The organism is Streptococcus sp. Marseille-Q7156, assembly GCF_965119495.1.
This window is the reverse complement of the sequence record NZ_CBCPLU010000001.1, coordinates 694,495-714,592: the sequence shown is the minus strand read 5'-3', so window position 1 is coordinate 714,592 and position 20,098 is coordinate 694,495. Positions and strand designations below refer to the sequence as shown.

The following is a 20,098-nucleotide window of genomic DNA, read 5'->3' as shown; positions in this document are numbered from 1 at the left end:
TTTCTTAATCTACATAAGTATCTTCGTTTTTATTGAGGAAGGCATATGGAAGACCCATCAAGAGACCACCGCCGATAAAGTTTCCGATGAAGGTTACACCCCAGTGGCGAAGCATATTTCCAATACCGAAGTTGGCAATTGAGTCAGCAGCAACACTGAATTTTACAATCGCGAAAGAAGCAAAGTTCGCCGCAATGTGCTCATTTGTTAAGAATACAAACATGTAAATCGCTGACAACACAAGCCAAAGTTTGGCACCACCATCTTTGACCAAAACAAATGAAAGAATCGCAATATTTACGAAAATATTTGCCAAAATCGCCTCAAGCAAGATTAATTCATTTGAACGGCCTAACTTCATCTCTACAACCCCAGAGATAAAACTATCATGAGTCAGATTTGCATAGGCTGCCGAATGAGCAAAGCCCCAACCTGCTATCAAAGCCCCGATAAGGTTAAACAAGGTACAGTAAAGTAAAATCTCAGCTGTTTTTCTCCAAGAGATTTTTTTCAAGAAACTACCAGCAGTCAAGAACATCATGTTTGATGTTACCAACTCGGCATTCAAGAAAACAATGTAGGCCAATCCCCAAGCAAAGACAAAGGGGAAGAGGAAACGTCCACTACCTGGTGCAATTTTATTAATCAAGTCAGCCCCAACTGCACCCGCAGCTGTACTGAAGGTTAAAAAGGCACCTGCGAACATAGAACGAATCGCATACTTAAATTTGCTTTGACTATAAAGACTTTCTTTCTTCTTGCAAGCAAATTCAATCTTTGAGATAAATTCTGAAGAAACCATAATAAACTCCTAAAAATTTTTTACCTGATAATTATATCACAAACGTTAAAATTAAGGAAGCGTTTTCTGTATTTCATAAAAGTTTATTCTTATGAAAAGCTTAAAAAATCAGTGAAATCCAGGATTTCACTGATTTGTATTAATAAAATTGTTTATATGGTTGATTGAAAGCTGTTAGGATTTCATCAGATGTTTGTGAATATTCTTTTGTTTCTTTCAAATCGCCTTTTACAATAATACGTTCTGTAGCAGCAAGGTCTTCACAGGTTACTAATGTAATCTCATTGACCCCATCTCTATCATCAACTTCATCAACACGATCCGGTGTAACACGTTTGACTTCACGTATTTCATAAGTATAAACTTTATTTTTATCGGTTAGATAAATCTTCATACCATTTTTAGCATTATCTAAAGGAGAAAATAACATTTTATTAGCATTATTGACACCAAAAATATGATGACTAGCTAGACTATAATTTCCTTTCCCCATCACTTGATCGCGTTTCATCGTACCAGCACCATAGAAAAGATTGACATTATCAAGACCTTTAAAAATTGGCAGATTCATTTCTAATTCAGGGACTGCAATTCCGCCGATAACTGGTAATTTTTGAGCATCCCATTGAGAAGCTAGAACCGCTTCCGAAGAGATAGCATTGACAGAATCAAAATCAAAATTTCCTTCTGTATCCTGATTTTCTTCTATTTTTTCTTTTGATACCTGACTAACTTGGTACTTATTGGTATTCCAAACTATGAAAATATCACGAATTTTAGCATTAAAAATCAAAGCAATTGATAGTAGTATCAGAAATCCTGCCAGGATATTTGTCAGTAGATTTTTTCGTTTGTTTTTCTTCTTATTATTTTTTTGAGACATTATGCTTCACCTTCTGTTTCGTTTTCTGTCCCAACTTCTTCTTTTTCTGCCGCTGCAACCGTTGTAAAGGTCACAATTTTAGCATCTTGATCCAGGCGCATTACTTTAACTCCCATAGTTGAACGCCCTGTTTGTGAAATATTGGCAACATTGGTTCGAATCATGACACCAGTATCAGTGATAATCATCAAGTCTTCATCACCTTTCACAGTCAAGAGACCTGATAGAGGACCATTTTTTTCAGCCACATTAGCCGTCTTCATTCCTTTACCACCACGACCTTTTGTTGGATATTCAGTCGCGACTGTACGCTTACCATATCCTTTTTCTGTGATGATAAGAACCTCGTCTTGATCAGTAATTACGCTAGCACCAACTACTGTGTCTCCCTCACGGAGATTCACACCTTTCACACCTGTGGCGATACGACTCATGCCACGAACGGCTGATTGATTAAAGCGAACTGCATAACCAAACTTGGTACCAATGATAATATCCGTATCTTCTTCCGTCAACAAGACATTAATCAACTCATCTTCATCTTTGAGGTTCAAAGCCTTGAGACCATTCTGACGAATGTTAGCAAATTCCTTGACGCTTGTTCTCTTCACAATACCATGACGGGTTGTAAAGAAGAGGTAAGCATCATCACTGCGTTCAGACTCAACATTGATAATAGTCTGAATACTTTCGCCTTCATCCAATTTCAAGAGATTAACTACTGGTAGTCCTTTAGCCGTCCGACCATACTCAGGAATTTCATAACCTTTAAGACGATAGACACGTCCTTTATTTGTAAAGAAGAGCAGGTGATCATGGGTGCTAGTTGACACTAACTCACGAACAAAATCGTCATCCTTAACGCCTGTTCCTTGAACACCGCGGCCACCACGTTTTTGAGCAGTAAACTCAGCTTGATCCAGACGTTTAATGTAACCCTTGTTAGACAGTGTAATCAAGACATCCGATTCTTCAATCAAGTCCTCATCTTCAAGACTCAAGACTTCACCGACCATCAACTCCGTACGACGTTGGTCGCCAAACTTACGCTTGACTTCGTCCAATTCGTCTTTGATGATTTGAGAAACACGTTCTGGCTTAGCAAGAATATCTGCTAAATCCGCAATCAGAGCCAAGAGGTCATCATATTCAGACTGAATTTTATCGCGTTCCAAGCCTGTCAAACGACGAAGACGCATGTCTAGTATAGCCTGACTTTGACGTTCAGAAAGCTTAAACTTACTCATCAACTCAGCTTGTGCTTCCGCATCCGTTTCACTAGCACGGATGATACGAATCACTTCGTCGATATGGTCTAGCGCAATCAAGAGACCTTCTAAGATATGCGCACGTGCTTCCGCTTTTTCTTTATCAAAACGTGTCCGACGAACAACCACTTCTTTTTGGTGCTCAATATAAGCGTCCAAAATCTGACGAAGAGATAAAATCTTCGGCACCCCATTTTGAATCGCCAACATATTAAAACCAAAGTTGGTTTGCATCTGGGTCATCTTGAAGAGGTTGTTAAGGATAACATTTGCTGAGGCATCGCGCTTGACCTCGATCACGAAACGAACCCCTTCACGATTTGACTCATCACGTACTGCTGTGATGCCCTCAATCCGTTTTTCCTGAACCAAACGAACAATATGCTCATGTACCTTGGTTTTGTTGACCATATAAGGAAATTCTGTTACAACAATGCGCTCGCGGCCAGTCTTAGTTTCTTCGATTTCAGTACGAGAACGAAGGACAATAGAACCTTTACCTGTTTCATAAGCCTTATGGATACCTGATTTCCCCATGACAAGGGCACCAGTTGGAAAATCTGGACCAGGCAAGACTTCCATCAAGTCCTTGGTAGTCACTTCAGGATTGTCCATGACCAACTTCACTGCATCAATGGTTTCACCCAAGTTGTGAGGCGGAATATTGGTTGCCATCCCAACGGCAATACCAGTTGCTCCATTGACCAAAAGGTTTGGAAAACGTGCAGGCAAGACCAAGGGTTCACGTTCATTGGCATCATAGTTATCAACGAAGTCAACCGTATTTTTATTGATATCACGAAGCATCTCTAGAGCAATCTTGCTCATACGTGCCTCAGTGTAACGCTGGGCGGCAGCACCATCACCATCCATGGAACCAAAGTTCCCATGACCATCTACAAGCATGTAACGGTAACTCCACCATTGAGCCATACGGACCATGGCTTCATAGATAGAGGAATCCCCGTGTGGGTGATATTTACCCATGACATCCCCTGTAATACGAGCAGATTTTTTATGGGGTTTGTCTGGAGTAACACCCAATTCATTCATTCCATAGAGAATCCGACGGTGAACCGGTTTCAAGCCATCTCGAACATCAGGAAGAGCCCGCGCTACGATAACACTCATGGCGTAATCGATAAAACTCGTCTTCATCTCCTTTGTCAGATTGACATTCACTAAATTTCTATCCTGCATTAATAAATGCCTCATTTCACTATTAGTAATTAATAATATTATACCATAATGTCCGCCATATTTCAGGTATCCAAATCAGCTAAAACGTTTACATCAAGAACTGAAAGGCATATTCGTGACAAAGCTTTTTAAAAGTGATAGAATTAAAATAACTGGGGAAATCCCTGAATAAAATTAAGGAGATGTTTAGAACAATGACTTCAACTAAACAACACAAAAAAGTTATCCTTGTCGGAGATGGTGCTGTAGGTTCATCTTACGCTTTTGCACTTGTTAACCAAGGAATTGCACAAGAGCTTGGAATTATCGAAATTCCACAATTGCATGAAAAAGCTGTTGGTGACGCGCTTGACCTTAGTCACGCCCTTGCCTTCACTTCACCTAAAAAAATCTATGCAGCTCAATATTCTGACTGTGCAGACGCTGACCTTGTTGTAATCACTGCAGGTGCTCCTCAAAAACCAGGTGAAACTCGTCTTGACCTTGTAGGTAAAAACCTTGCTATTAACAAATCAATCGTAACTCAAGTTGTTGAATCAGGTTTCAAAGGTATCTTCCTTGTTGCTGCTAACCCAGTTGACGTTTTGACTTACTCAACTTGGAAATTCTCTGGTTTCCCTAAAGAACGCGTTATCGGTTCAGGTACTTCGCTTGACTCAGCTCGTTTCCGTCAAGCACTTGCTGAAAAATTGGATGTAGATGCTCGTTCAGTTCACGCTTACATCATGGGTGAACACGGTGACTCTGAGTTCGCTGTTTGGTCACACGCAAACATCGCTGGTGTAAACCTTGAAGAATTCCTTAAAGACACTCAAAATGTTCAAGAAGCTGAATTGATTGAATTGTTCGAAGGTGTTCGTGATGCAGCCTACACAATCATCAACAAAAAAGGTGCAACATACTACGGTATCGCAGTAGCCCTTGCTCGTATCACTAAAGCAATCCTTGACGACGAAAATGCAGTACTTCCACTTTCAGTATTCCAAGAAGGTCAATACGGAGTTAAGAATGTCTTTATCGGTCAACCAGCTGTTGTTGGTGCACATGGTATCGTTCGTCCAGTAAACATTCCATTGAACGACGCAGAAACTCAAAAAATGCAAGCATCCGCTAAAGAATTGCAAGCTATCATTGACGAAGCATGGAAAAACCCAGAATTCCAAGCAGCTTCTAAAAACTAATTTAACTATAGACAACTCCTTGAATTATCAGGGAGTTGTTTTTTTCTGTATTATAGTAGATTGAAATAAGATATGAATAAATTAATTTCTAGAAATATTTTAGCAGCCACAGCATACTATTCTAGCTGTAATCCACTATAAGAACTAAACATTTTATGAAATTTTCGTTCAAAAAACAACATCCCTTTAAAAACTATCATGTCATGGCTTGGGCATGAAGACAAAAAGACTACCAATCAGATTTATACTCACATCACAAAAAGTATGGAACACGCAACGATTTACTCTTTAGCTACAGTTACATTAACTCAAAAGTAAAAACTTTGCTCATATACAAAAAAAGCCCATCATACAGGCTATAAAGCTTGATATGATAGGCTATTTTTCTATTAATTAACGTACTGTACGGATACGCATTGTGTTTGTACGTACAGCTTCTCCAAGTGGTACACCAGCTACGATAACGATATCGTCACCAGATTGTACAAGTCCTGCTTCAACTGCTTTACGTTCAGCAATTTCGAACATATCGTCAGTTGATGATGGAGCATCTGTCAACATTGGGATAACACCCCAGTTCAACATCAATCCACGTTCTGTCAATTCGTCGAATGTCAATGCCAAGATGTCAGCATTTGGACGGTATTTAGAGATCAAACGTGCAGTGTGACCTGTCTTAGTAAGAGTTACAACCAATTTAATGTCCATTGAGTTAGTAGCATCTTTAACAGCTGAAGCCATTACTTCTGTCTTAGAGTTACGTTCGAATGAATCTGAGTTCAAACGTCCGTATTCGTTAAGAAGAGTTTGAGCGTTCTTATCGATTGTAGCCATTGTAGTTACTGACTCAAGTGGGTACTTACCGTTTGCAGACTCACCTGAAAGCATTGTTGCGTCAGTTCCGTCGATAACAGCGTTAAATACGTCTGATACTTCTGAACGAGTTGCACGTGGTTTTTCAGTCATTGTTTCAAGCATGTTTGTTGCAGTGATAACAACTTTACCTGCAGCATTGACTTTAGTGATGATCATTTTTTGGTAAACTGGAACCATTTCGAATGGTACTTCGATACCCATGTCACCACGAGCGATCATGATACCATCAGCAGCTTCGATAATTTCATCCAAGTTATCGATACCTTGTTGGTTTTCGATTTTAGCGAACAATTGAACATGTCCGTTTCCAGTTTCTTCACAGATTGCACGAACTTCGTTCACGTCTTTTGCAGTACGTACAAACGAAATAGCGATGAAGTTGATACCTTGTTCAAGACCAAAGCGGATATCGTCGTTATCACGTTCAGCAAGAGCTGGGAAAGGAATTTTAGTGTTAGGAATATTCACACCTTTTTGTTTAGCGATGATACCATCGTTTTCAACTTCAACTTCAAATTCACGAGTTGCGTCATCTTTAGCAACCACACGAAGACCAAGTTTACCATCGTCAACCAAAACTTGACGACCAACTTCAACATCATCATAGATATCAAGAGCACCAGCAACGTTCAATGCAATCACTTCACGAGTTGATTTGATTCCTTGTTTAGTTGCAACACGGATTTTTTCACCAGTTTTGTATGAATACTCTTTAGCTTCACCTTCGAACAATTCTGTACGGATTTCTGGTCCTTTTGTATCAAGAAGGAAACCAACTTTTTTACCTGCAAGTTTTTCAGCAAGTTTAACAGTTGCCATACGCTCACCTTGTTCTTGGTGGTCACCGTGTGAGAAGTTGAAACGGAATGTGTTAGCACCAGCTTCAATCAATTTAGCAATGTTCTTAGCTGAAGCTTCAACATCAAGTTTTTCACCCCAGTATCCGTCCTCACCGAATTTTTTACCACCACGGATTTCTACCGCAGGACCCAAAGTTGCAACGATTTTTACACGTTTGTTCATGATTTTTGTGACTCCTTTATATATATGACCTTTTTGGTCTTATTAACTAAATTGTAAATTATGACAAGCTCTTATTCAAGCTAGATAACTCAATGTCGGCTTTGTGTGGGTTGTTAACCACAATCTTACCTTCAGCAGTAAGGCTAAACAATGCTCCTTCTTCTGCAGTTCCAAGAATTGGGTTTTCAACCATTTTCTCGTTACGGATACCAACCGCAACACCACCGATACCTTCTTTAAGAAGTTTAACAGCATGCGCACCCATACGTGACGCCAATACACGGTCACGCGCAGTTGGAGAACCACCACGTTGGATATGTCCAAGTTCTGTTACACGAAGGTCGCTTGTATCCCCAGCTTCTTTTAGTTTTTGACCAAATTCAGCTGCTGACATAACACCTTCTGCCAAGACGATGATATTGTGTTTTTTACCACACTCATAACCACATTTAATGCTTTCTACGATATCTTCAATCTTGAATCCTTCTTCAGGAATGATGATTTCATCAGCACCAGTTGCAATACCAGCCCAAAGAGCGATATCACCAGCGTTACGTCCCATAACTTCAATAACAAAAGTACGACGGTGACTTGATGATGTATCACGAATCTTATCGATAGCATCCATAGCAGTTGTAACCGCTGTGTCAAAACCGATTGTAAAGTCAGTACCAACGATATCGTTATCGATTGTACCTGGAAGACCGATAGCTGGGAAGCCATGTTCAGTCAAACGCATAGCGCCGTGGTAAGAACCGTCACCACCGATAACAACTACACCTTCAATCCCGTGTTTTTTCAATTGCTCAATCCCTTTAAGTTGCCCTTCAAGTTGAGCGAACTCTGGATAGCGAGCTGAGTGAAGGAAAGTACCACCACGAGAAATGATGTCTCCTACTGAAGCTGCATCTAGGGGATGAATTTCACCAGCAACCATACCAGCATATCCATCATAGATACCAAAAACTTCCATTCCTTCTGAAATTGCTTGACGAACAACTGCGCGGATAGCAGCGTTCATACCAGGTGCGTCTCCGCCACTAGTCAAAACAGCAATACGTTTCATATTGGTTTATGCTCCTTTTTCTTTTAACATTCTTATTAATTATACCACATTTGATTTTAAAATTCTTCTATTTTCCGTATTTTTAGCGATAAATCGTTTTCATAACCATTTCATTCAATTTCGCTTCTAATTCATTGGATTTAGCTACAAAATGATGGGGAGAAACGATTGTTTTCTGTTCCTCTTCATACCTGATGATGACTGGGATTTGGCCTTTATATTGGTCTAAAATACGTGAAATTTCTTGATCCGAATCATGATTCTTCACCTGTATCCAAAAGCGTTCAGCAACTGCTTCTCTTATTTCTTGTGCAATCATTTGCAGACGGCCATCACGTGATTGTATTTTCCCTTTTATATAGTAGAAGGCTCCCTCTTTTATTTCCTGCCCAACCTGTCGATATAAGTCTGAAAAGAGGGTAACATCCAATTTTTTCTTACTATCATCTACCTGTAAGAAAGCCATGTTTTCGCCCTTTTTGGTACGAATTACTTTTATTTTCTGAACTTCAACCAAAATAATAGCGTAGCTATTTTCTGATAAATTTCTGATTGGGGTAATCGGGTAAATAGCTTTACTTGCAATAGCTTGTAGGGGATGTTTGCTGACACCTATCCCTAAAAGTTCTTGTTCCATATAGAATTTTTCTTGTTCCGTCCAATCTTCCGATTCCTGCCAACTATAAATGGTATCACCAAACAAGCTTCCTAACTCTTTCACAAATTCAAATAGATTAACTAAATTATTGAATACTTTTTGACGATTTTTTTCAAATAAATCGAAAAGACCAACTTTTACCAAAGGTTCTAGCAGAGGAAGTTTCAAATAATTTTCAGGTAATTTAGCTATAAAATCTTCAATGTTAGAATAAGGTCTGTTTTCAATAATCCAAAGCGCAAAATCCTTGCTGACTCCTTTAATCGATTTCAGACCTAGATAGATGAACTTGTTGGCAATTTTATCGTGATAGGGAATGGTGTTGATGGACAGAGGCGCTACTTCAAAGCCTGATTCAAGTGCATCTATTAAGTAATCACTGTTGGCAGAATTCAACATGACCTGATAAAAGATGGCTGGATAATGCGTTTTGAAATAAGCCAACTGGAAGGCCAAGGCTGAGTATGCATAGGCATGTGACCTGTTAAAACCATAACCTGCAAACTTCTCCATGACATCAAAGACCTGCTCTGCTTTTTCCACAGTATGACCAGCTTCTAATGAACCTTGAATAAAAGAAGCCCTCATCTCATGCATGGCAGAGGCATCCTTTTTCCCCATAGCTCGGCGCAAAATATCGGCTTTCCCAAGACTAAATCCAGCAAAACGCTGGGCAACCTGCATAACCTGCTCCTGATAGAGCATAATTCCGTAAGTTGGAGCCAAAATATCCTCCAGTACTGGATCCAGAACAGTCACTTCTTCCTGCCCATGCTTTCTAGCTACAAAATTATTGATATAGTCACTAGCACCTGGCCGATTTAGGGAAGTAGTTGCTACGACATCTTCAAAACAGACTGGTTGCACACGTTTTAGCAAGCGAATAGCTCCAGGTTGCTCAAATTGAAAGATACCTTTTGTATTGCCAGATGCAAAAAGAGATAGAGTTTCTTTGTCTTCCAAATCTATTTCTTCAATTTTCAAGTGAATATCTTCTATTTTAGCAAGCAATTCTTGCATCTTCTGGACAAAGGTCAAATTTCGCAGTCCCAAAAAGTCCATCTTCAAAAGCCCGCTAGCTTCAACTCCATGAGCATCATACTGAGTCAGTGGAATTTCATCACCGTGCTTTAGGGGGATGTAGTTGGTCAAATCTTGGTCACTGATTACAACACCAGCCGCATGGACAGAGGTTTGTCTTGGATAACCCTCAATCTTGCAGGCAATTTCAAAGGCTTTTTGGTATTCTAACTTACTATTGATTTGCTGACGAAACTGTAGGTTCCCTTCATAGGCTGACTTAAGATTATCACGAAAACTGATTTTCTTGGTAATTGCAGATAATTCATACTCTGGCACACCAAAACGTTTTAAAACATCTCGTAAGGCCTGCTTTGCTCCAAAGGTAGAAAAAGTAACGATTTGTGCAGCATGTTTACTGCCATATTTATTTCCAACATACCTGATAAAATCTGGACGATAAATATCTGGAATATCAATATCAATATCAGGCATGGTATAGCGTTCACGATTGAGAAAGCGTTCAAAAATCAGATTTTTCTCTACTGGGTCAATCCCTGTGATATCTAAGGCATAGGAAACCAAGCTACCAACTGCAGAACCCCGTCCCATACCCATATAATAGCCATTCGAACGTCCAAAACGCAGCAAATCCCAAACAACCAAGAAATAATCATCAAAGCCCATATCATGAATAACAGCCAATTCTTGGTCTAGTCGATCTTGATATTCTTTACTAGTCAATCCCTTCTGAACAAGCCCCAGTTCAGCACGCTCTCTCAACTCCTCTACTGCTGGTCTAGCTGGGTTAAAACGAGGCAGTTTCAGACTCGTATCCAAATCGTAAGAAATACCTGAAATCAGCTTTTCTAAATTGTCCAAGGCTTGAGGAAAACGTTCTTGGAATAGTTTCTCTAAAGAACTTGCTGATATAAGGACATCTTGTCGTGAGCGCAAAGGAACTTCTCTGAGCGGTAGATTTTCTTTAATCGCTGTTAAAATTTGCAGAACTTCTCTATCCCTGCTTTCAAAGGCATTGACCCGATAAAGTGGCAAAATAGGACGATAAAATTCGCTGGCCAGTGTTTCTGGGTAAACCCCTATATAGTAATCACAGCCTAGATTTAGTGATTCAAGCTCTTCAAAATAAGGCACAATGACCGCGATATCCTCCAGGTACTGGGACAGGACTGACCAAGTTTTCTCCCCCTGCATCTTGGCTGTTGAAAGCTTCATCAACTGCTGATAGCCCACACTAGATAGAGCTAAAAAGCGCAAATTCACTTCCTGAGCATCCACAAATACAGTCATTTCAAGCCCTAATAAAGGATGAATGCCATATTTTTTTGTAACCTCTAGAAAGTCAAAAGCACCATAAAGATTATCAATATCCATTATAGCCAGATGAGTGTAGCCGTATTCTTTAGCTACTCTCACATACTTTTCGATCGAAATGACGCTCTCCATAAAACTATAGACTGTTTTTGTATCTAGTTGTGCGATCAATTTACACTTCTCCTCTATCCTTCTCACTATATTATACCATTTTCAAAAAGAGAAAGACAAAAGCAATGACTCCTATCTCTATTTTATCCTTAAAGTAAAATTTTTTGAATGAAAAAAGCAAAAATACATTTAAAAAATCAAATGATCCGGTAATTTTTTTACTTTTTTATCCCAAGAAGTGAATATATCTTTTAAAATAGAAAGACACATCAAGTTAATCTATTTACCATTATAACTTGTTTTGAACTATAGAGTTGTACCTGTTTTTCATATAAATAATATTCATTATTCTTTAATTAATTTCTTTCTCACTTAATGATTCCCTTTCTCCTATTTTTTTGATATAATAACCTTAATTATTATTTTACAAGGAGGTTTTATGCGCTTTAATCAATTCAGCTATTTATCACTTCCAAGAGATACTATTTTATGTGATTTAAAAAAGTATGGATTTGATTTACCAGTCAACATTACAAATAAAAAAATGTTTGAGGCGTTTCTTATTCGTTTCTTTTTTAATTATAAGGATAGCACCTATCCTCTATCTAATTTAGCAGTTGATAAAGAAACTGACTTACTGAAATTTTTTCAGTCAGACAAGAATTTAACTGCAGATATTTTTTATACTGTTGCTTTTCAACTTTTAGGCTTTTCTTATTTGGTTGACTTCGAAGACAGTGAAGCTTTTCGTAAGGAAACTGGATTTCCTATTGTATACGGTGACTTGATTAAAAATCTCTATCAGTTACTCAATACTCGCACCAAAAAGGGGAATCTCCTGATTGATCAACTGGTAAGTGACGGTCTTATCCCTGAAGATAATACCTACCACTACTTTAACGGAAAGAGTTTAGCAACTTTTTCTAGCCACGATGCCATTCGAGAAGTCGTCTACGTTGAGTCTCGTGTCGATACTGACCAAAAAGGTCAGCCAGACTTAGTCAAAGTCAGCATTATTCGTCCTCGTTATGACGGACAAATCCCTGCTATCATGACTGCCAGTCCCTATCATCAGGGAACAAATGATAAAGCCAGTGACAAAGCTCTCTACAAGATGGAGGGCGAGCTTGAGGTTAAGCCTAATCACAAGATAGAGCTAGAGGAACCTCAACTAAATCTCGTCCAACCCCAAGGTCAATCTGAACTTGTGTCAGAAGCCGAGGAAAAGCTAACGCACATTAACGCTAGCTATAGTCTCAACGACTACTTCCTTCCACGAGGGTTTGCTAATCTCTATGTCTCAGGTGTTGGTACCAAAGACTCTACTGGTTTCATGACTAATGGGGACTACCAGCAAATTGAGGCTTATAAAAATGTTATCGATTGGCTCAATGGTCGTTGCCGTGCCTTTACTGACCACACGCGCCAGCGTCAAGTCAAGGCTGACTGGTCAAACGGAAAAGTAGCTACAACTGGACTTTCTTATCTAGGTACAATGTCCAATGGTCTGGCGACTACAGGCGTCGATGGTTTAGAAGTAATCATTGCCGAAGCTGGCATTTCTTCATGGTACAACTATTATCGTGAAAACGGTCTGGTAACTAGCCCAGGCGGTTATCCAGGTGAGGACTTTGACTCCCTTGCTGAACTGACTTACTCTCGTAATCTCTTGGCTGGCGACTATATCCGTGGCAATGAAGCTCACCAAGCTGACTTAGAAAAGGTAAAAGAACAACTGGATCGCAAGACTGGCGACTACAATCAGTTTTGGCATGACCGCAATTATCTGCTCAATGCCCATAAAGTAAAGGCTGAGGTTGTTTTTACTCATGGTTCTCAGGATTGGAATGTCAAACCACTTCATGTTTACCAGATGTTCCATGCTCTACCTACTCATATAAATAAGCATCTCTTTTTCCATAATGGTGCCCATGTTTATATGAACAACTGGCAGTCCATTGACTTCCGTGAGTCTATGAATGCCTTATTGACTAAGAAATTATTGGGACAAGAAACAGATTTTCAACTTCCGATCGTTATTTGGCAGGACAATACCGCTCCTCAGACTTGGTTATCACTTGATAACTTCGGTGAGCAAGAAAACTTTGAAACCTACTCACTTGGTCAAGAAGAGCAAGTTATTCAAAACCAGTACCCAGATAAGGATTTTGAGCGCTATGGTAAGACATACCAGATCTTCAATACGGAACTCTATCAAGGGAAAGCCAATCAGATTACTATTGACCTGCCTGTGACTAAAGATCTCCACCTGAACGGTCGCGCTCAGCTCAATCTTCGTCTCAAATCCAGCACCAACAAGGGGCTCTTATCAGCCCAACTGCTAGAATTTGGTCAAAAGAAATACCTACAGCCTTATCCAGCTATTTTAAGTGCTAGAACCATTGACAACGGTCGCTATCACATGCTGGAAAATCTCTGTGAATTGCCATTTAGTGCAACTACACAACGAGTCATTACAAAAGGCTACCTTAATTTACAAAATAGAAATGATTTACTGTTAGTAGAGGATATCAAGGCAGGTGAATGGATGGATGTACAATTTGAACTGCAACCAACTATTTACAAGTTAAAAAAAGGAGATACTCTCCGTTTAGTCCTCTATACGACTGACTTTGAAATCACCATACGTGACAATACTGACTACCACCTGACTGTCGACCTCTCTCAGTCCACACTTACCATACCTCACTAAAAAAGGAGTTAAATTATTATGAATAAATCTGAACACCGACACCAACTCATACGAGCTCTTGTAACGAAAAACAAGATTCATACTCAAGCTGAGCTACAAGCTCTTCTTGCTGATAATGATATTCAAGTTACACAAGCTACACTTTCGAGGGATATTAAAAGTATGAACCTCTCAAAAGTACGAGAAGAAGATAACTCTTACTATGTGCTCAATACAGGCTCTATCTCAAAATGGGAAAAACGTCTTGAACTCTACATGGAAGATGCCCTTGTCTTGATGCGCCCAGTTCAACATCAAGTTCTACTAAAAACCCTTCCTGGACTGGCTCAATCATTTGGTTCTATCATTGATGCTTTGAGTTTCCCTGACGCTATCGCTACCCTCTGTGGTGATGATGTCTGCCTTGTCATCTGTGAAGATGCAGAGGCAGCCCAACATTGCTTTGAAGAGCTGAAACGGTTCGCCCCACCATTTTTCTTTGGTGAATAAACAGAAACTGAACTCAAAAACTGCAGAACTCTCAAAATTTTAAACAGTAGTGAATTGATGTCAGCTAACATCTAGCGAATACAATAGCTGATTCCTGCTGAAAAGTGAGCTATGCAGCTTAATAAAACAAAAAAAGAAATCTATCTCATACATGAGTACAAAAGCTCCCCTTATAGTTTCTAGTGAAAAACGAATATTCACTAGAAACTATAAGGGGAGTCTTCATATATCTAAAAGAAATTCTAAACCTGTTTCAGCTTGTTTAGATTCAATTAATTATACATCATAGATAATCCTCTTCAAATCACGTCAGGTTCACATTTCCGTATAAGAGAGAAATTTATTGTTGCAATACTTTTCTTGGTTTGGTACCTTCAGCTGGACCGATGACACCTGCCATTTCGAGTTCTTCCATAAGGCGGGTCGCACGGTTAAATCCAACTGATAAACGACGCTGAATCATGGATGCGCTGGCTTTCTGGGTCTCAATGACTAGAGCTTTGGCTTCTTCAAAAAGCGGATCTCCACCAGATTCACCATCTGAAAATTCTCCTTCATTTTCAGAAACTTCACCCGGATCAAAACTCTCATCGTAGTCCGCATCAGCCTGAGCCTTGATGAAGTTTACGATGCGTTCAACATCATCATCCGAGATAAAGGATCCTTGGAGACGAACTGGATGATTTTCATCAATCGGTTTAAAGAGCATGTCGCCTCGACCAAGCAGTTTTTCAGCTCCATTTTCATCCAAGATGGTGCGCGAGTCTGTACCTGATGATACCGCAAAAGCCACTCGAGATGGGACATTGGCTTTGATTAGACCAGAGATGACATCAACCGATGGACGCTGGGTTGCAAGAATCATGTGGATACCTGCAGCACGTGCCTTCTGTCCGAGACGAATGATAGCATCTTCCACTTCCTTACTGGCTACCATCATAAGGTCAGCCAACTCATCCACAATCACGACAATAAGCGGTAGCGGAATTTGCTTGTACTCAGACTGGGCATTGAACTCTTCTACCTTGGCATTAAAGCCTGCAATATTCCGAACTCCCACCTTGGCAAAGAGTTCATAACGATTTTCCATTTCATCTACAACCTTTTGGAGAGCCTTACTGGCTTTGCGTGGATTGGTCACGACTGGAATCAAGAGATGAGGAATGTCATTGTAAACAGACAACTCAACCATCTTGGGGTCAACCATCATAAATTTAACTTGGTCAGGTCTCGCCTTCATGAGGATGCTAGCGATAATGCCGTTAACAGCTACTGACTTCCCTGAACCCGTTGAACCTGCGACTAGCAAGTGAGGCATTTTAGAAAGGTCAAAAGCTCTTGCGGTTCCATTAACAGCCTTCCCTAAAGGAATTTCCAAGAGATTTTCTGCTTTCGTTTGAGATTGTTCCCATAGTTCTCGGAAGGACACAGTCGCAATCTCAGAGTTGGGTACTTCGATTCCAACTAAGGATTTCCCTGGAATAGGTGCTTCGATTCGGACATCCTTGGCAGCCAAGGCTAGAGCGAGGTCATCTGCTAGATTGGAAATGCGGTTGACCCTTACACCTACTGCTGGCTTGACTTCATACTTGGTCACTGATGGCCCAATTTCGGCCCGTTCAACCGTTACCTTAATACCAAAACTAGCAAAAGTTTCTTCTAGGATTTTGATGTTTTCACGAACGATTTTCTTCTCTTTCGACTGGTCTTTAGGTTTATCAGGGGCAAAGAGTTGTAAGCTTGGAAGTTTGTATTCAAGAGCCTCCTTGGCTGAAAAATCGACCTGAACATCTTCATCATCAGAGTCATCTTCCTGTTCAGGGAATTCAAGCTCTGGTTGAGGCAGGATGATTTCTGGTTCCACCCACTCTTCTTCAGGTATAGGTGGAAAATCCTGAACATCTTCCTCTGTCAAAATTTCACCCGTTTCCATATCAATAGGAGGCAAATCGAGTAAGGCTTTTTCAGCCTCTTCTTGTTCTAATCTAGCTTCTTCCTCAGCCTTTTGACGAGCTTTTTCTTCTTGTTTGACAAAGCGTTCCTCTTTTCGACGCTCATGCCCTTCCTGCCATTTAGCAAAGCCTCTACTGAAAAATTCAGCAATATCGTAAACAGACCAAGGACTAATCAGGAGGGCACCCACTAAAATCAAAATAGAACCAATAAAGTAAGTGCCGATATTTGAAAAGAGAAAGGCAGTTGGAATATAAAGAGCAACCCCAATCAAGCCACCTCCAGCAAAACTGGTCGTTCGAAAACCAGTCAAATCAGTCACAACCTGAGCCATGGTTCCCTTTAGAACGGACTTGTCTAAACCATATTTCCAAACTAAGTAGGCCTCAAAAATCAAGATCAAACCTGCAAATATGGTGAAAAAGCCAGATAAGAGTCCTTCCTGTTTTCGTATCCACTTGAAAAAGAAGAGATAGAGTAGGATACCAAATATTACCAGATAAGCTAAGCTACCCACCAGCAAGCGAATTAGATTGTAAAGGGTTATACCTGCAGCCCCTAATTTAAAGGCTGCGAAAATCAATAAAAACGCGATTCCCAACGAAATCAACATTCGTTGAATCGCTTCTTTTCTTTCGAGTTCTGCTTTAGACGGTCTCCGTCTTGTTTTACTTGTATTCTTGTTTGCCATTCTTCTATTATACCATATTTCACAGGTATTTCGAAAAAGGTCAATATTCTCCTTATGATTCAGGTGACTGTTCATCAAAAAAAGAAGATATGCAAAATTTTGAAATTTTGATATAATAGAACTATCAAAAAGTAAAGGAATGATTGGTATGAACGCAATCACAGCTCACAGCTCACAGCTCACAGCTCACAGCTCACAGCTCACAGCTCACAGCTCACAGCTCACAGCTCACAGCTCACAGCTCACAGCTCACAGCTCACAGCTCACAGCTCACAGCTCACAGCTCACAGCTCACAGCTCACAGCTCACAGCTCACAGCTCACAGCTCACAGCTCACGCTGATTATGTAATCAAGCGTATTTTTTGTCAAGCCCTAAAACAGACTTTTTCACATTTTTGTGAGAAGGTCTTTTCTGTTGTTTCTCAACTCAATGAGTTGATTGTTGGAGGTGTAAAATGGCTCCTCTAGCTATTGATAGAAGTTGGCAATCTGGAAATGAAAGAGCTGACAATTTATTTTTCTGGAGAAATTTCGGTTTTGATGAAAAAGATATTTTAATCGAAAATACTGATGGTATCATTAACGGAGCTCTGTTTGAATTTAAAAATAGCATTGCTGATCTTAATGCTGTGCTTGTTCAAGCTATCCACTATCTGTCTAAATTAAGGATAAAAGGTGGTATTCCTATACCAAGCAAAATCGTTTTAGTTGATATTAATAAAAATCGTGCTAGTGTTTATGATGCAACTCAATATCGTTTAGAAATTTTACAAAATTATACGAATAGTGCATCAAAAAATGTAAATCAGACCACTTTAAAAAATGCTACTAATCCTGAAAAAGTAATTGAATTTGATGTTCTTCAACCAAAAAGCCCTAAAAATCGTGAATTGTGTGAATTATTCCAAATAGACGAGTATCAAAAGTTTGAAATTGATTTTCCAAACATTTTAGGGTGGGCGAACTATATATACCGTCACGATAAAACAACAACAAAATCTCAAATGTTTGAGATGCTCAAACAACCATCTAATTCAATAGTCGAAAACTATATCTTACCTTGGTGTGGAGACGAAAGTGATTTTGACACCGTGATGGACGCATTAAATGACCCCGCAAATAGAAAAGATTTAGGAGCATTTTATACACCACTACCTTATGTTAAAGAAGCAACTAAACTTGTTCGTCAAGCTATTAGCAATCTTCCTAAAGGCATGGACTATGTTATTTTGGACAGATGTGCTGGTACAGGAGCATTAGAGCATTATTTAACTGAAGAAGAGTTAAGCCATGTTATCTTGAATACTTATGAAATAAAAGAATGGCTTGTTTTGTATAACAAATATATTGGGAAGGTACGGGCTATCATACCACCACTTTCAATGGTACAAGAAAACAAGGGGAACTTAGTAACAGGTGGGGATGCTTTAGCAGAAGAGTTTTTATCAATTCCAATGGAAACAGATGGAAAACATAATACATTACAAGAAGTCATAGATGACAAAAATGTTGCGATTATTGGTTTTGAAAATCCCCCTTATTCTAGCGAATTAGCCCGTGCTCAAGAAGGAAATGTTAAATCGATAGATAAATTTAGCTATATAAGGAAATTGATGTCCGATGAATTTGTTGGTGATAGTAACCATGCAAAAGATTTGCTAAATCAATTCGTTTGGTCTTTTGAAAAATACTTTATGAGAGATGAAAACGACTATTATATTTTATTTGCTCCTGTTAAGTATTGGAAATCAGTTGGTCTAATGCAAAAAATCTTTATTAATGGTTTTCTAGCAAACAGAGGGAACTTTAAAGCACAAGAAAGTTCCGTTTTGGTAGCACTTTGGAAAAACGATCAAGATAACGGAACTGAAAGTATTACTGTAACTGCTAAAGAAATATGGAGAGATAATAAAAAATGGGGAACTGGGAAAGGAGCAGCAGTCATTGATGTACCTGAGGATGCTATTCTTAAAGATGTGAAGCATGTCACTATAAAAAAAGTATACAAAACGCTAGGAGAATACTATTCTAAAAAGTTAAAAACAGATGTGTTATCTAAAATTGCTACTGGCTACGATGGTAAAGAAGTGCCATTAAAAAGCTATGGAAAACCTGTTTATAATGACAATATTTTAGCGGTTATAGAAGCCAGTGGTTTTGGTACTACTCCGCAGGACATAAGAATGACTAGAATTGCTATTTATCATGGACGAGGTAGTCAAGTTAGAACGAATAATTACGCAGAGCAAACTGCTTTATTTGTTGCCAAGCAATACCCTCAAAAAAACTGGTATGAAAGGGATATTTACTATACAACTGCTGATAAAGGGGATTTGTATACAGAGGATACAGATTTTCTTAGAAAAGCTACATTATGGACTTGTATCTCTCAAAAAAATCATTGTTTGAGCTTTGATGGTTCTGATGGAAAGTTTTATAGTAACGAAATGTGCCTAGATAAGAACTCTCTAGTTCGTAAAGAATTGGTCGAACAAGAAAAATATGGAAAACTTGATAGAGCTGACTTAATGTTGCTAGGTGTCTTCGATGAATTACTTGAACTAGCTAAAAATACTCAAGAATATAATCCAAAATACAATTATGGTACTTATCAAATTGAATTGGACATAAATACATCATACAAAGATGGTAATGATAAAAAGATATTCAACAATGAAAAAGTTAACACTAAACTAAAAGAACTTAAAACAAGGTTAGCTGAATACTACGAAAATGAGCTTGAAAGTAAATTATTTGAGTATGAACTATTGAAATAGTGAGAAGACGATTTCCAAACGGAAATCGTCTTTTTCGATATTGTTGAAATA

11 protein-coding genes are annotated in these 20,098 nt (G+C 39.1%); 4 read left to right on the top strand and 7 right to left on the bottom strand.

Annotation, left to right across the window (positions count from 1 at the left end):
* Nucleotides 1–4: 4 nt before the first annotated feature.
* From ACWPV5_RS03530 to gyrA, 3 genes are all read right to left on the bottom strand, one after another.
* The gene (locus tag ACWPV5_RS03530) at nt 5–802 is read right to left on the bottom strand and encodes a formate/nitrite transporter family protein (protein ID WP_000254780.1); all 798 of its coding nucleotides are present in this window, start codon (nt 800–802) and stop codon (nt 5–7) included.
* 139 nt (nt 803–941) lie between these two features.
* Nucleotides 942–1,685: a sortase SrtA gene (gene srtA / locus ACWPV5_RS03525; protein ID WP_000078842.1), complete on the bottom strand. Its 744-nt coding sequence runs from the start codon at nt 1,683–1,685 to the stop codon at nt 942–944.
* Complete coding sequence (gyrA, locus tag ACWPV5_RS03520) at nt 1,685–4,153, bottom strand: DNA gyrase subunit A (RefSeq protein ID WP_060805571.1); 2,469 nt, start codon at nt 4,151–4,153, stop codon at nt 1,685–1,687. The genes srtA and gyrA overlap by 1 nt, the downstream gene beginning before the upstream one ends.
* A 194-nt stretch (nt 4,154–4,347) precedes the next feature.
* On the opposite strand from gyrA, the gene ACWPV5_RS03515 reads away from it, so the two are divergent.
* Nucleotides 4,348–5,334: an L-lactate dehydrogenase gene (locus ACWPV5_RS03515; protein ID WP_000204728.1), complete on the top strand. Its 987-nt coding sequence runs from the start codon at nt 4,348–4,350 to the stop codon at nt 5,332–5,334.
* A 393-nt stretch (nt 5,335–5,727) separates the two neighbouring features.
* On the opposite strand, the gene pyk is transcribed toward ACWPV5_RS03515, so the two are convergent.
* The 3 genes from pyk to ACWPV5_RS03500 all read right to left on the bottom strand — a co-directional run bounded on the left by pyk (nt 5,728) and on the right by ACWPV5_RS03500 (nt 11,483).
* A complete protein-coding gene (pyk, locus tag ACWPV5_RS03510; RefSeq protein WP_001042819.1) occupies nt 5,728–7,233 on the bottom strand; it encodes a pyruvate kinase in 1,506 nt (501 codons plus the stop codon).
* A gap of 58 nt (nt 7,234–7,291) precedes the next feature.
* Nucleotides 7,292–8,299 (bottom strand): 6-phosphofructokinase, encoded by a 1,008-nt coding sequence (gene pfkA / locus ACWPV5_RS03505; RefSeq protein ID WP_000820864.1) that lies wholly within the window; start codon nt 8,297–8,299, stop codon nt 7,292–7,294.
* An 82-nt stretch (nt 8,300–8,381) separates the two neighbouring features.
* Nucleotides 8,382–11,483: a DNA polymerase III subunit alpha gene (locus ACWPV5_RS03500; RefSeq protein ID WP_454382327.1), complete on the bottom strand. Its 3,102-nt coding sequence runs from the start codon at nt 11,481–11,483 to the stop codon at nt 8,382–8,384.
* Nucleotides 11,484–11,862: 379 nt separating this feature from the next.
* On the opposite strand from ACWPV5_RS03500, the gene ACWPV5_RS03495 reads away from it, so the two are divergent.
* A complete protein-coding gene (locus tag ACWPV5_RS03495) occupies nt 11,863–14,136 on the top strand; it encodes a Xaa-Pro dipeptidyl-peptidase (RefSeq protein WP_454382325.1) in 2,274 nt (757 codons plus the stop codon).
* A gap of 18 nt (nt 14,137–14,154) precedes the next feature.
* The gene (locus ACWPV5_RS03490) at nt 14,155–14,625 is read left to right on the top strand and encodes an arginine repressor (RefSeq protein ID WP_033677026.1); all 471 of its coding nucleotides are present in this window, start codon (nt 14,155–14,157) and stop codon (nt 14,623–14,625) included.
* Nucleotides 14,626–14,965: 340 nt separating this feature from the next.
* On the opposite strand, the gene ACWPV5_RS03485 is transcribed toward ACWPV5_RS03490, so the two are convergent.
* On the bottom strand, nt 14,966–17,269 hold the full coding sequence (locus ACWPV5_RS03485) for a DNA translocase FtsK (RefSeq protein ID WP_454382323.1): 2,304 nt from the start codon (nt 17,267–17,269) through the stop codon (nt 14,966–14,968).
* A 456-nt stretch (nt 17,270–17,725) separates the two neighbouring features.
* Between ACWPV5_RS03485 and ACWPV5_RS03480 the strand changes: the two genes are divergently transcribed.
* Nucleotides 17,726–20,047 (top strand): hypothetical protein, encoded by a 2,322-nt coding sequence (locus ACWPV5_RS03480; RefSeq protein WP_454382321.1) that lies wholly within the window; start codon nt 17,726–17,728, stop codon nt 20,045–20,047.
* Nucleotides 20,048–20,098 lie beyond the last annotated feature (51 nt).